Origin of the sequence: Nostoc sp. MG11, assembly GCF_014904695.1 — a bacterium.
GTDB lineage: Bacteria > Cyanobacteriota > Cyanobacteriia > Cyanobacteriales > Nostocaceae > Komarekiella.
On record NZ_JACXXN010000034.1, the window covers coordinates 46,883 to 61,035 of the forward strand.

Consider the following 14,153-nt stretch of genomic DNA (forward strand, 5'->3'; position numbering starts at 1 on the left):
GGAAGAATAATGTATAAGTAGAAGGGCTTAATTAAATCAAAGCTAGTAGTAAGGGATTTATCCCTTGAAAACCTTATATAGAGCGATAAATCGCTGACTACGAACAAAAGCTTTATCTTATATTTAATTACGTCTACCTACTTAACTGTTTTTTGATAATTAGTATAAGTCACATTTAAACTGCAACTTCCATTCATTAAGCTTTGAACTCAAAACTTTGAGCTTTTAACTCGAATGTCCACCTCTAGTGCAGATGTCGGAATTGGCACAGCCCAACTCAAACGAATAATCATCTGATGCAACCGTTCATCTGCTTCCATGCCATCCTGAAACACAGAAGGAGCATCCCACAGAGGATAAGCCTGCATCCCATTCACACCCACAACCTCACCGCGACGATTCAACAATGGGCCACCACTCATGCCCTTTTCGAGATTATTGGTGTACCCCACTTGATAGCCTCCTTCTAAAGGTTTGGGTAGCACTAACGAAACCTTACCTTTAGCAAATGCAAAGACTTTTTCTTGAGATTCTTCTTCAGTAGCCCGAAACCCTGCAACAAATACCTCATCTCCCACTGCTGAGGGAGAACCGAGGAATGCCACAGCATATATTGTGCCAGTACTTTGGAATTGTAATAAAGCTAAATCATTTTTCCCAAAGTTCAAATTTTTGGATAAATTAGCTGCATGGATGCTACCATCTGGTGTTTGAATGCGATACGGGGCGTCGCCTGCTTGTAACACATGAGCATTGGTCAATACTGTGTAAACAGAACCTTTTTTTTGCAGCAAAATTCCTGAGCCTAAGAAATCTGCTGACAAAACTTTGACGGTGATAGATTGCGCTTGTTGGTATTGTCCTGATTGCAAAACCTTGCAATCATGGCTTGTACATGGAGCAGAAACACTGACAACTGGTGTCGATGCTGACAGTGCCATAGATAAGCTGCCAATATACACAACCAGTGTCAGTTTACGCCAATTCATCTGAGTTTCCAGATAATACAAAATTGCGGTGCGATCGCATCAAGGAGTATTACCTGAATCTTGATTGGACTCACTACTTGATTCAACTGTGGCGTTGTTAAGGTACGCATCAAATTCGATATTCAGCGCTTCCTCACTACTTTCATTGAGTACATTTCCAGCTACTAATCCACGGCGATTCAATAGCCTTCGCACAGTATCTCTGGCATTACTACCACGCCTGAGAGTGAATAACAAAGTGCTATCTGTACAAGCAGCGTTTTGATTAATAGCAGCGCATACTACAGATTCCCCTCTCAGTATCCCAGTTCTGATGTACTTTAAAGTACCGTTGTCATAGCTTCTTTGAAATCTGCGAGATACCTCTTGACAACGGCGTTCAACTGTCCACTCGCGTGAGAAGTATTCCTGAGAAACCCATCTAATCATTGGTACGTTCCTCCCATCCTGAGTCCGAGCAAATGTGATTGGTATGCCTTTGCTCTTTCCACAGTAGAAGGTTGTGCCTCCTGCATAGCTAGGTTGACCGATGGTTGCAGTTGTGGTCAACACAGTCAGTGAAGCTATTGTAATTCCTGTCAACCCTTGACCAAATAACTTTAGTCCCATCATGAATGCGCGGCTTGTTAGAAAAAACATCAGTTATATTACGGATACTTGAGAAAAAGTGACAATACTTTCTAAGTATTTGTTCCCGATAATTGACCCTATGAGTTACACAACCACTGTATTGTAAATTAAATTGATCATTTAAGTAAATAAAATATCCTCTAAGCATTTCTTAATTAGCTATTACTTTTTCTTGATTTATACTAAATTACAATAATTAATATACATAATAATATCTGAAATGAAACCTTCATTTTTTAAAAGGAATACAGAATTGCTTAGCCAAAAGCTCAAAGAAAACTTGCGATCGCTAAAACAATGGTATTTGAATACACCAGAAAGAGCGCTCTTAGAGGCTTACCAAGCAGCTCAAAGCATCAGAAACATCGAAATACAGCATTTTAATAACAAAAAAATATCTCCCAAATCAGCAAATTATACTGAAAATGTAATGTCTTATTGGCAAGGATACCTGAATAAAAAGTTAACTATTATCAAGGTAAAACTTGCAGAATTTAGGCTAAGCCGTGGAATCATAAATATCTCTAATTCTACTTTATTAGAAAATTTAAAATTTATTGATGAAGTCGTAGAAAAGTATAATATCAAAGACGAAATAATTAGCAACAGCCCAGTCATACCACCTTCACAACCACTAAAAATTAAACAGACTAAAGTCAACAACCAGCCAGAATCATCTGAAATTAATAGCGTTAAAGTTCCAGTTCCACCTTTCACTCAAAAAACAGGAGCTTTACCGAGGTCTATTGGCAGAACAATTAATAAAATTAAAGCAGATCTTGCACCACAGGCAGAAGAAGATTTTATCAGAAATTACCGGATTTCTACGAATCGGACAAAAACTGCTGTGAGATTTTTGATACTTCTAGTTATTGTGCCACTTTTAACTCAGCAATTATCTAAACAGTTTTTAATAACTCCTATATTAGATCGGATTAGAGGTGATAATGAAATTCAGATTTTTCTAAATTCTGATATGGAAGTAGAAGCTCTCCAAAAATTAAAGAGTTTTGAAGAACAATTGAGATTTCAGTATCTACTTAATCAAGCGCCACCACTCTCTTCAGAGGTAATTAAAGAAACTGTCAAAAACAAAGCACTTGAGATAGCCGAGGAATTTCGTTTTAAAAGTAATAGCGCTATTAGCAATGTTTTTGCTGATTTGCTCTCACTGATTACGTTTGCTGTGATAATTTCTTCGAGCAAAAGAGAAATTGTAACTGTGAAATTATTTCTAGATAATATTGTCTATGGTCTGAGTGACAGTGCCAAGGCGTTTTTAATTATTTTGTTTACAGATATCTTTGTAGGATTTCACTCGCCACATGGGTGGGATGTTATTCTTGAAACATTGGCAAAACATTTAGGTTTACCAGCTAGTAGAAACGCAATATTTTTATTTATTGCTACATTTCCTGTAATTTTAAATACTATCTTTAAATACTGGATATTCCGTTATCTCAGTCGCTTGTCTCCGTCAGCATTAGCTACATTGAAGGAGATGGATGAGTAACACTAGAGTTATTTCCTTAGATTCCCGACTTCTTAAAGAAGTTGGAAATATTGTTATTCATAATCCTATTTTTTATGATCTAATATTGCTAAATTTGTAAAAAAATGACACGTTGTGTCTCGAATTCGCTAGGCTATTTATATCCTGGTTCTTTATCATGCTATGGATTTTGAAGGCAAAGCCACTGCCCCAACTGCTACAGACAATGTTGAATTTGCTCAACCAGCTACCACGCGTAAGCCACTGGAACTACTGCGAGATACTGAGGCTTTACTGCGTCGCCCAACCGTAGCAACTCTAGCGCCAATCTTACCATCTAAGCTGAGTAAAAGATTCCAAACAGCCTCATCTTTAGCAGATGACTCCTTAAAGAAACTGGCAACAATTGAGCTAAACAATATTAGCGATTTTGATCTGCGACCTGCAAGAATTCTTGTTGGTCTAAGCTTTGTTGGTTTTGGGGCGCTAATGATATTGGTGCTGTTGCTTTACTTGAACACATTACATCCAGAACTCAGTACGGTAGAACAAATTCGGCAATACTGGTATCAATATATTTGGTTTGTCAGCTTGGGTGTTGCGGGGATGTTTATCTTGGGTCGTGAGGCGATGCGCCCTATTCCCAAGGGGCGAAAGTCATATAAGCGATAAATCTATCTGGGTAAGCGCTGTTTTTGATATTGATTAGCAAAAAGAATATGTATGTAATACTTAAAATGCAAAATATAACTGGGTACAAGCACAATATTGGAGCTATCTTACATGAATCATGATGCTTTTATTGTTCCACCAGGTTCAAAGATTTCTCTGCCAAAAGATTATGACCCAGCTTATAAAACTCAATTTCATGAAAAAACTGATGCTGCAACCAAATTGCAGGCAGATGTTATTAGATTAGCAAATTACCAAAATATTCTTTATGCTCAAAATACTTATGCTTTATTAATTATTTTTCAGGCAATGGATGCTGCTGGTAAAGATAGCACAATTAAACATGTGATGTCTGGTGTAAATCCCCAAGGATGTCAGGTGTATAGTTTTAAAGAACCTAGTTCGGAAGAATTAGATCATGACTATCTGTGGCGTTCAATGAAAGCTTTGCCAGAACGAGGTCGAATTGGGATATTCAACCGCTCATACTATGAAGAAGTACTAGTAGTTCGTGTCCATCCAGAAATTCTAAAAAAACAACAACTACCCCAAATACCTAACGGAAATCTGATCTGGAAGCAGCGTTTTGAAGAAATTAACAACTTTGAAAAATATTTGGTAAATAATGGTGTTGTCATCCTGAAGTTTTTTCTCAATATTTCTAAATCTGAGCAGAAAAAACGCTTTTTTCAGCGGATTGAATCACCTGAGAAACATTGGAAGTTTTCAGCTAGCGATGTCAAAGAGCGAGCTTTTTGGGATGATTATATGAATGCTTATGAAGAAGTTTTTAATAATACTAGTACTGAGTGCGCGCCCTGGTATATCGTTCCTGCCGATCGCAAATGGTTTACACGCTTGGTAGTCGCTGATATTATCTGCACAAAATTACAAGAACTAAATCTGAAATACCCCACTCTCCTTGAAGAACATAAACACCAACTTTTACAGGCAAAACAGATTCTAGAGCAAGAAAATTAACTCTCTAACTCAACAGGAAAATACTGAAAATACTCATATATATTGTACAATATGTATTATCAAACCTACTTTTAACTAAGAAGTTTGGCTAAATAATCACAGCCGAAAAATCATGGCAAAAATGGCAGAAAATGCCAGCAATCATCCACCTCAATTTGCTAATGCTGCCTTCGATATAGTAGCTTTGGCAGCTTCAGCGGGTGGGTTGACTGCTATAACTATATTAAAAATTCAGATTGTGGATTAGACCTCTTGCAAAAGTCCGAAAATTATTAGTGTGATTCTGACCGAACGTAGTGGAGTGTACTCCTACGCAAAAGCCAAGCTACGCCTTGGTTCAGCCCATTAGACTTAAAAAACGAATATTTACAAAGATATCGTCAGTTAATATGCGTGATCGCCTCCTAATTATGGCAAATCCAGCAGATGATGAATCTACCAGCCGTTTGTCTCGAAATCTCCGTCTGCGAGACATGGGTTTTGATACAGCACCAATCGCCCAAGTAGTCATCTCGACTTTTGACAAAGGACTAATGACAGCCTTAACAAAAAAATGTGCAATTTAAATACACTAAAGTTATAGTACCTGCTCAAAAGCCTCAATTAGGCAGTCAACTTCCTCAAGCGTGTTGTAATGTACCATACTCACGCGTACTATTCCACTTTGCGAAGCTAACCCCAAGTATTCAATTAACCGTTTAGCATAAAAGTCTCCGTAGCGAATTCCTATGTAATGTGAATCAATTTTTACAGGGATGGTTGAGCTATCAATTCCATCTACTACAAAAGATATAGTAGGTACACGAGATTTGTGGTTGGCCTTTAATTGGCCAACCACACGTACATTAGACTTGCTGTTGAGGTAGTCTAGTAAGCGATCGCCTATCTTTTCTTCATGCATACTGATTAAATCAAAAGCCTGCACCATTTGACTTCTCAAATCAGGTGTAGTTTGATTGCCATAGTGTATTTGTGCTAATTCACTCAAATAATCACATAAACCTAACATTCCATAACTTAATTCAAAATTGACATTACCTAATTGAAATTTATAAGGAATATCTGTCTGATCAATAAAATAATGATTCAGACCAGGCATTTTTAATAAATGTTCTTCTTTGCCATAAAGCAAAGCATGATGTGACCCGTAAACTTTATAAAAACTCAAAGCATAGAAATCTACATCTAAATCTTGGACATCAACTAATCTGTGTGGTGCATAAGCAACTCCATCTACACAAATCATTGCCCCTCGTTCATGTACAAATGCAGCAATTTCTTTAATAGGGTTGATAGTTCCCAAAATATTAGAGGCATGAGTTAATGCTACCAGTTTTGTGCGTTGACTCATTAATGGTTCTAAATCTTCTAAATGCAATTCCAAAGTATCTGGAGAGATTTGCCAGATTTTAATCTTTATTCCTTGTTTTTCTAGAGCAACCCAAGCCCCAATATTGGCTTCATGGTCACAATTAGTAATAATAATCTCATCTCCATGTGCGAAGGTTTGACTCAAACACATCGACAGAACTTTCAACATCATTGTAGTTGATGGCCCCATGACCACTTCTCTGGAAGACTTAGCATTAATGAAAGTAGCCATTCCCCTTGTTGCTAATGCCAAGCGTTCTCCTGCTAGCTGAGAAATTGCATAAGAAGCACCCAACTGGACATCAGATGTCAACAGAAATTCACTAATCCTATCTACTACTTTCTTTAAGGTTTGTGACCCGCCAGCATTATCAAAAAAAGTCCATTTACCAGCTAAGGCAGGAAAATATTGACGAACTTTATCAAGATTCAAGACCAAAGTAGAAGTCCTCAAGCGAATATAGAAAAATGGGTAAAATCAGATGATGAAGGTTGAAGTAAGAAGGAAAAATTTTATTCTTCACTTTTCTTCATTCTTTATCATGTATTCTTTAGCCTAGCTTACCTTTTAGCAAGTCATCCAGAGAGCATCTGCATATTTTTTTGTTTACAACTTGTTACGCCATCCTTCTTAGTTTGTGAAAATACCTCTATAGGGGGTGTTCTTGAGATCTGAAAAAGTGTCTAACTGAACCATCTGGGTTGCAGCAAACATTTATGTTTTGATTCTTCACAATTTACTTCAAGTTTTTTGATAAGTTAAAGGTAGAGCCAAAAAATTTATTATCTTGACTCTTAATGCCTTGATAAAAAGCGAGGTAACGAGCTATGGATATTGCAGTTAAATACGACATCGAGGTTATCAAGGAAGAAGCACGTCAACTTGCTCAAAAGGGACTTGTTAACCGTCAGCAGCCAATCTATACTCTTTGTAAATACATTCCTGATCAGGAATGGGTATATTTTGAGCTTGAGCTAGAAAAAAACGAGTTTTTACTCAGAGATAGAATTATCGACCTGCTAGATCATGAATACTGGCAAGATGATTGAAGTTGTACCTAGAAGTTGAAACACGTTAGTAACATCCTCAAGAAAATCCAAATTAAAAATTAAAATCTCAACATAAAAAGCCCTCGAATTAATTTGGGGGTTTAAAAATAGCTTATTAAAGTCAATACCTTTGCCAAAATAAGAGCCTACAAAAATTTTGGCAAAACTGGCAAAATAACCCATACATAAGCGTTTAGCTTATAAGATAGCTTGGACTCTCAAACCCTTTATACTGCGGGCAATACGTTAAAAAAACCTTGCGGGAAACCTGGAAGGAATTTTTAGGACTTATTGTTTTTGCCAAGCTTCAGAGAAAAGGGAGTTGATACATCAACTCACCCTCGTAAATTGGCGAAGGTATTGTAAAGTAAGCAGCAAATATTGACTTATATCTCAGGTTAATGAGTGTATTTCTGACAAATTGTGTTGAATTTATCCTAGATACAAGTCCTATTAACAATAGACCTTTTGCAAAAGTCCGAAAATTATTAGTGTCATTCTGACCAGAACGTATTGGAGAAAGGAATCTCACTCCTATGTTTCGCTTCTGTGCGAGACCAGGGCGAACGCTCAACATGACAATTTAAGCATTTATGCAAGAGGTCTAATGAAGGGGAAGGGTTAAGGGTTAAAGGGGAAAAAGAACAATCTTTACCCTTTACCCTTTACCCTCTTTCTATCCATCTCGCCCAAGCGGTTTAAAGCCCCTAAATTATTGAGCGAAAGGGAGTGTCAATGTTTAGGCTGTAACGGTCGTGAATGCCTTGTCAACAGCTTGCAGTGCGGTATTGACTTCTGCATCTGTCACAATCAGCGGAGGTACGAACCGGACAACTTTTGGCCCTGCTGGTACGAGCAATACGCCCTCGTCTATGGCGGCTTTGACGATATCAGCTGCGGTTAGCTGAGTGGATGCTTGCAACTCCAGACCATTGATCAAACCCCAACCCCGAACTTCAGCAATTTGATGAGGATATTTGGCGGCGATCGCTTTTAATCCAGATCGCAACTGTTCACCTCGTTCTTCCACATTCTGCAAAATATTCTCCCGCTCTATTGTCTGACAGACACTAAGCGCTACTCCACACACAAATGGATTTCCGCCAAAGGTGCTGGCGTGTTCTCCTGGTTGGAAAATATCACAGAATTTTTTGCTCATCATTGCACCGATGGGGATACCGCCACCCAAGCCTTTGGCACTGGTGAAAATATCCGGTTCAACGCCAAGATGTTCATAACCCCATAATTTACCACTGCGCCCCATGCCAACTTGCACTTCATCAAAAATTAGCAAAATGCCGATTTCATCACAAATCTGCCGCAGCTTTTTAAAATAGGCAACATCCCCTGGACGTACCCCACCTTCTCCCTGCAATGGTTCTATTAAAATCGCCGCCACACGGTAATCGCCTTCATCCAACTCGCTAATCGCTACTTCCACAGCGTTAATATCGTTGTAATTTACGTAGTGGAAACCAGGCACTAATGGATCAAAATATTTTTGATACTTCGGTTGTCCCGTTGCGGTAATTGTTGCCAAAGTCCGCCCGTGGAAACTGGCATTGGCGGTTAAAATAATCGGTTTTTCAATTTCTAGAACTGTGTGGGCATATTTCCGCGCCAGTTTGATTGCTGCTTCGTTAGCCTCAGCCCCAGAGTTGCAGAAAAATACGCGATCGGCACAAGAATGTTGAATAATCCATTTTGCCAATTCACCTTGCTCAGGAATGTAGTACAAATTAGAGACATGGTGCAGCTTTTGGATTTGGCGAGTCACCGCTTCTACCATAGCTGGGTGGGCGTGTCCCAAGGTACAAGTGGCAATTCCAGCCACAAAGTCCAGATATTCCCGCCCCTGTGTATCCCAAACCCGGCAACCAGCACCCCGTTCTAGGGCTAAAGGAAACCGGGCATAAGTGGACATTACAGCTTCATTAAAGCTATCTGCATCAAAGGGACTAGATGCTACACCTGAGTCTGGGGGGATTGTGGCTTGTTCAACTAGAGTTTGTAGGCTCACTACCGCTCCTCCTAAGAGTTTTTCATCATATAGTTATTTACTAGTTTCCTAGAAATCTTTAAAAATTACTTTTTATTTGGCGCAAGTATACTTCCTATTAGGCTAACGCTTAGTATCCTCAAACGTGTGGTAGTGGTGAAAAATTTTGTACTCAACACTTGAGCAAAAATACCAACGTATTCAAAAAGAGTTAATGGCTGGGGCGATCGCCCTCGGTGGTGTTTTCCTGATTGGGACTTTGTGGTATTGGTTAGTTGAAGGCTGGTCATGGCAAGACGCGGCTTATATGACAGTCATCACCTTAGCTACGGTAGGATATGGGGAGACACAGCCACTCGGTAGTCGAGGACGATTGTTTACAATTGCTTTGATTTTGTTGGGTGTGGTCAATATCGGTTACATTGTCAATAGATTTACCGAAGCCATAATAGAAGGCTATTTTCAAGAAGGAATTCGGCTACGGCAACAAAAGCGATTAATGGAATCCTTGACACAACACTACATTATTTGCGGATTTAGTCGGACTGGTCGTCAAATTGCCAAGGAATTTCGGTCAGAAGGCGTATCTTTTGTAGTGATTGATTCCGAAATAGAATCTGTGCAAAGGGCGCAGAACGAAGGTTATACAGCATACCAAGGTGATGCTACGCTAGATGACACACTTTTGAAAGTCGGCATTGAACGGGCGATTTGTATTGTTGCAGCCCTGCCTTCAGATGCAGAAAATTTATATACAGTTTTATCAGCTAAAACACTGAATCCAGAAATTCGGGCGATCGCACGCGCAAGTACCGAAGAAGCTTTACAAAAATTACAACGCGGTGGTGCAGATGAAGTGATCTCTCCCTATATTACTGGCGGGAAGCGGATGGCTGCTGCGGCACTTAGACCCCAAGTTTTAGATTTTGTGGATGGGATTCTCACAGGTGCAGATCGCCAGTTGTATATGGAAGAATTTTTACTCGACCCGGCTTTCTGTCCCTTTGTCGGTCAAACTTTACAAAAAGCCAGATTGCGATCGCAAACTGGGGCATTAGTTCTAGCAATTCGTCGCGTTGATGGCAATCTCATCGGTGGCCCCACTGGCGAGACGGTTTTAATGCCGGGAGATAGACTGATCTGCATGGGTACAGCCGAACAACTGCGTAGCCTCAACCAAATTCTAGGGCCAATTGGTTCACAGAAGTTGCGTGAACCGAAGAATAGTTGATGTAGTTAGATCCCCGACTTCTCAAAGAAGTCGGGGATCTGGACGTATCAGCTTGACAAAGCGTCTAGCCACTCCAAAATACTGGCTTTGCTCTCTGCTAATCCTTTATAAACCAGTGATTCCGGTGTCATAGACTCAATTGCAGCATGAAGCTTAGACCTTAACACTAAGTCTTTTTTGACCACGCCACAATCTCTAAAATAAGTACGAATAGTAAACAGCGCTGCTTCATACTCCGGTAGTCCCCAAATTACCTGTCGCTCAATTCGCAGGTAGAGCCTGGGTTGCTGCGGATCAAAGTTTCTACCCCGCCACTGGCTGAGTGACATCCCAGACGGCGCTTGAGGATGGTGGTTAAGACGAGTGTCAGTACCCAAACCCCAAGCAAAGCGCACCATCGGTTTGTGATCAATCATCGTATTAGCGATCGCATCTGCTCTGCGATTGATTTTTTCCATACCTGCGACAGGTGCATGGATTGTAGCAAAGTCTTTGCCAATTTTTGCCTCGGCTGACCAGTGGTTGGGATAGCAAAGATGAACTGCACTCAGCCAGTTGCTACCATTGACAGCACGGCAAATAACTGTCAAATCTTCCTGCATCTGTGCTGCTAGAGCATCAAGGGTAGAGGCATAAGGTGGGAAAACTGCGCTACCCTGGACTTGCTGTAACTCCCAGTCTGCATCTAGGTACAGGGTTTCTTTGGTGAGTCGGCTGTGGAATATCCAAGTATTATCTGTTGACTTTTGGCAGCAAAAGTGGTTTTGATATTCTTGGATGAGGCGATTAATTATTAAACAAGCGATCGCTCCTGCCACAGCCTTAGAATAGTTGCAGGTTTGGTAGTACTTACTCAACCGTTCTGCACGGGCTAACAGCTTAGCCTGTCGATAGTGGCTAAAATTATCATCAATTTGAAATACCTGCTGGTCAGCCTCACCATTGCTCAAGCAGGAGCCAAAAGGCATCATCCCTGGCTTGACTTCATAGCGTCCACTCATTAACGGAAAATAGCAAGGCGCACCGTTAAAAGCTTCGATTGTCCTAGCTTCCTGAAGTAAGTTTTCTAGAGACATAAGTGCTTGCTATGCGTCTTTGCATACCCATTTTTTAGCATACATGACGAGTGGGGGACAAAGTGCTGAGTCTTGAGTGCTGAGTGCTGAGTAATGAGTAATGAGTGCTGTTAGCGCTAGCGGGGCGTTTAGCCTGTGCTGAGTCCTGAGTGGAGGACAAGGAGGAGAATAAATAGTATCTCCCTGTCTCTTAATTTTTGACCCTTGATCCTTGACTCTTAACAAATGACCAAGCGCAAAGTCTGAGCCAAGGCTTCCTTGGCTCAGACGCCAGTGACGCTCCTGCGTCGCTACCGCTACGCTAACGCACAAGTCGCTTAACCCGCCCAAGCAACTGGCTCAACTTTGTAAGAGATGACCAATGACAAATGACTATCAACCAATCTCATTCCACCCATGCATAGGTGCTACGTCTTTAGTAACCCATTCAATTAGGATTGGGGGAGCTTCTGATATTAAGATGCTGGGATAAACTGCTGTACCCCAATTAGGATGCACTAGCACATAGCATTTATTTTTAATTACTGGATAGTTGAGTAAGGCTTTGACAACTGCTGTGTCGTTGTGGGGAATTGCTCCAGGGTGGGACATTAAAGGATAGCCAGTACGGGGGTCGATTAGGTCTGTTAAGTAACCGCGATCGCGCAAATTAAATGCCAAATCACAGCCAAATCTCATAAATTTTTCTCGTAAGCGCTCTTTTTCTGTCTCTATCTCTGCCGTACTTTCCACTAGTTGATATTGTGATTGCTGTAGGACAATCACTACCCATAAAAAGGGTTGCTCTTTCCAGTCTGGTAATATCCGTTCGCAGTTGGCACAGATATACTGGCTAGGGGCATGAATTGAAATCTGAACCGCTTGTCCCATATTGCCAACCAAATTAATGGGACAGCCTTGCTCCGAAGCGTAAACTTTGGGATAGTTCACTACATTTATTCGGTTTTTGCAAGTTTTTTAATTTGAGCCTCGGTATCGATGATATCTCTTAAAAGTTCAGAAAAATCATCTTCTTTCTATAAATAGTTTATTTTTCTTTGAAGCAGTTGTTAATAATTTGGGAATTTTAATCTAATTTTTATATTTTATTAATCTGTTCTGATGATATTTGTTGCGATGGCGTAACCGCCCGCCGAAGGCGATCGCTCTTGAAATTTAGGCGTTCAAAATCTCAAAACATAACCACTATCTCAGCAAATTTGCGGTCAAAGCCAAAAATGGCATAACTTTCAAATAAGCTGTCCTAAATGGTGTCTGGTAAGGCAAAGCGTGTTAGAGTTACACCCAAAAGTAAGCCGAAAAGACAAAAGTAATTGTGTCTGCTAGAAAAAATTTTAGTTCTTTACTTAGTTTCGATAGTACGCAATTAATTGAGTTTTAAAGAATTCACCGGAACTTCATCCCAAGACTCGACTGTCCGCAATCGCGCTACCCAACCTGCTGCCTTTTGCATTTCAGTCAAGTTTTCCTGAAAGGAGTCATGACAATCTTTGGCTTGAGACTCATTACAACAGGCAATACAGGCATGAATCATCCCAGATGGATCAATTTGCTCATTTACCCAAATAGTCATGGAGTCTTCCCTCAAAAAATGTTACTAAAAAAGCTATTTCTAATTCTTAGAGTACTATCTATAACCCAATACGGTTCAGTTAAGAATAATTGTAGGTTGGGTTGAACGCAGTGAAACCCAACAAAGACCTGCAAACGTTGGGTTTCGTTCCTAAAAAAGCTATTTCTAATTCTTAGAGTACTATCTATAACCCACATTCTGCACCTTTGTCGTTACTCACATTTTTATATGTAATGTCAAAGATATCGCGCTGACCGTTATCCCGCCCAGAACTGAAGTTCCAGGCTAATAGCTCAACTCCACGCTTAATGGACTAAAACATTTGCTGAGTCTACTGAAGTAGATTTTAGCTATTAGCCTTTTGGGAAAAGGTTAAAGGGTTCTTCAATCCATTTAACCTTTCTCGTTTACCCTTTCCCCTGACATTGAGAAGAATCTACATATATCTGGGGGGATAGCCAGCTTCATCTAAGCTTTGGATGAAGAAGATTCAATTAATTTTTTCAATTTCAGATACGCTTGTTCTGGTGTCAAAGAACCTGAAATCTTTTCATTAGGGATATAGAATTGCCAGCTATCTGGGAAGTGATGAACAACAAAAGAAGGAATCAGTCCTAGATTCAGTGCCTTTCTTCCCAATTCTTCTGCTTGTTCGGCTAAAGTGATTTCGTCGTGAAACGAGTATTGGCTCATAAAAACAATAGTTGTTATGTAGATGCGTTATCAAAAACTACTTGGTGTTTCTATCTTACCCAGTAGCGATCGCCTCTCGATAATTACTTTGAACTGGAGAAGCCAATAGACAAAGCTTGATACTATCAAGTTAAAGAGGAAAAAATATCAATTATAAACCTGTGTAGAGATGCAAAATATTGCACCTCTACAGCTGATTGCAAGGATGGGTTTCCTTTGCTGAACTAACTCGGAAACAAATCTAAATCGGTTACAGCACCGAGGCTGCTAGAAGATACCAACTTGGCATATTTGGCCAATACACCTTTAGTGTAACGCGGTGCAGGTGCTTGCCAGTTGGTACGACGACGAGCTAATTCTTCTTCAGATACGTTCAACTGCAATCGGCGTGCAGGT

Annotated in this window: 16 protein-coding genes; 7 read left to right on the forward strand and 9 right to left on the reverse strand. The window is 40.1% G+C overall.

Annotation, left to right across the window (positions count from 1 at the left end; translation table 11 throughout):
• Nucleotides 1–209: 209 nt before the first annotated feature.
• Nucleotides 210–989 carry a S1 family peptidase gene (locus HCR01_RS28820; RefSeq protein WP_193199447.1) on the reverse strand — a complete coding sequence of 260 codons (780 nt, stop codon included), beginning with the start codon at nt 987–989 and terminating at the stop codon, nt 210–212.
• Between the two features lie 39 nt (nt 990–1,028).
• Nucleotides 1,029–1,601: a COP23 domain-containing protein gene (locus HCR01_RS28825; protein ID WP_320073200.1), complete on the reverse strand. Its 573-nt coding sequence runs from the start codon at nt 1,599–1,601 to the stop codon at nt 1,029–1,031.
• 238 nt (nt 1,602–1,839) lie between these two features.
• Here HCR01_RS28825 and HCR01_RS28830 point away from each other — a divergent pair, with 238 nt between their 5' ends.
• The 5 genes from HCR01_RS28830 to HCR01_RS28850 all read left to right on the forward strand — a co-directional run bounded on the left by HCR01_RS28830 (nt 1,840) and on the right by HCR01_RS28850 (nt 5,330).
• Nucleotides 1,840–3,132 (forward strand): proton extrusion protein PcxA, encoded by a 1,293-nt coding sequence (locus tag HCR01_RS28830; protein ID WP_193199448.1) that lies wholly within the window; start codon nt 1,840–1,842, stop codon nt 3,130–3,132.
• Between the two features lie 162 nt (nt 3,133–3,294).
• Nucleotides 3,295–3,783 carry a hypothetical protein gene (locus HCR01_RS28835; protein WP_193199449.1) on the forward strand — a complete coding sequence of 163 codons (489 nt, stop codon included), beginning with the start codon at nt 3,295–3,297 and terminating at the stop codon, nt 3,781–3,783.
• 111 nt (nt 3,784–3,894) lie between these two features.
• Nucleotides 3,895–4,764: a polyphosphate kinase 2 family protein gene (locus tag HCR01_RS28840; protein ID WP_193199450.1), complete on the forward strand. Its 870-nt coding sequence runs from the start codon at nt 3,895–3,897 to the stop codon at nt 4,762–4,764.
• Between the two features lie 112 nt (nt 4,765–4,876).
• Complete coding sequence (locus tag HCR01_RS40165; RefSeq protein ID WP_264299951.1) at nt 4,877–5,011, forward strand: hypothetical protein; 135 nt, start codon at nt 4,877–4,879, stop codon at nt 5,009–5,011.
• Nucleotides 5,012–5,153: 142 nt separating this feature from the next.
• The gene (locus tag HCR01_RS28850; protein WP_193199451.1) at nt 5,154–5,330 is read left to right on the forward strand and encodes a hypothetical protein; all 177 of its coding nucleotides are present in this window, start codon (nt 5,154–5,156) and stop codon (nt 5,328–5,330) included.
• Nucleotides 5,331–5,341: 11 nt separating this feature from the next.
• On the opposite strand, the gene HCR01_RS28855 is transcribed toward HCR01_RS28850, so the two are convergent.
• Nucleotides 5,342–6,574 carry a cysteine desulfurase-like protein gene (locus HCR01_RS28855; RefSeq protein WP_193199452.1) on the reverse strand — a complete coding sequence of 411 codons (1,233 nt, stop codon included), beginning with the start codon at nt 6,572–6,574 and terminating at the stop codon, nt 5,342–5,344.
• A gap of 389 nt (nt 6,575–6,963) precedes the next feature.
• Here HCR01_RS28855 and HCR01_RS28860 point away from each other — a divergent pair, with 389 nt between their 5' ends.
• A complete protein-coding gene (locus tag HCR01_RS28860; protein WP_193199453.1) occupies nt 6,964–7,185 on the forward strand; it encodes a DUF4327 family protein in 222 nt (73 codons plus the stop codon).
• Between the two features lie 739 nt (nt 7,186–7,924).
• Here HCR01_RS28860 and HCR01_RS28865 read toward each other — a convergent pair.
• Nucleotides 7,925–9,205, reverse strand: a complete 1,281-nt coding sequence (locus HCR01_RS28865) for an aspartate aminotransferase family protein (RefSeq protein WP_193199454.1) — start codon at nt 9,203–9,205, stop codon at nt 7,925–7,927.
• A gap of 145 nt (nt 9,206–9,350) precedes the next feature.
• Here HCR01_RS28865 and HCR01_RS28870 point away from each other — a divergent pair, with 145 nt between their 5' ends.
• Entirely contained in the window at nt 9,351–10,415 is a 1,065-nt protein-coding gene (locus HCR01_RS28870; protein ID WP_320073201.1) for a potassium channel protein, read from the forward strand.
• 47 nt (nt 10,416–10,462) lie between these two features.
• On the opposite strand, the gene HCR01_RS28875 is transcribed toward HCR01_RS28870, so the two are convergent.
• The 5 genes from HCR01_RS28875 to HCR01_RS28895 all read right to left on the reverse strand — a co-directional run.
• Entirely contained in the window at nt 10,463–11,491 is a 1,029-nt protein-coding gene (locus tag HCR01_RS28875) for a heme-dependent oxidative N-demethylase family protein (RefSeq protein ID WP_193199455.1), read from the reverse strand.
• Between the two features lie 375 nt (nt 11,492–11,866).
• Nucleotides 11,867–12,421, reverse strand: a complete 555-nt coding sequence (locus HCR01_RS28880) for a methylmalonic aciduria and homocystinuria type D protein (RefSeq protein WP_193199456.1) — start codon at nt 12,419–12,421, stop codon at nt 11,867–11,869.
• A 436-nt stretch (nt 12,422–12,857) separates the two neighbouring features.
• The gene (locus HCR01_RS28885) at nt 12,858–13,064 is read right to left on the reverse strand and encodes a glycogen debranching protein (RefSeq protein WP_193199457.1); all 207 of its coding nucleotides are present in this window, start codon (nt 13,062–13,064) and stop codon (nt 12,858–12,860) included.
• 468 nt (nt 13,065–13,532) lie between these two features.
• Nucleotides 13,533–13,757: a hypothetical protein gene (locus HCR01_RS28890; RefSeq protein WP_162396020.1), complete on the reverse strand. Its 225-nt coding sequence runs from the start codon at nt 13,755–13,757 to the stop codon at nt 13,533–13,535.
• A 224-nt stretch (nt 13,758–13,981) separates the two neighbouring features.
• The coding region (locus HCR01_RS28895; RefSeq protein ID WP_193199458.1) for a dihydroxy-acid dehydratase at nt 13,982–14,153 on the reverse strand (172 nt) is incomplete at its 5' end.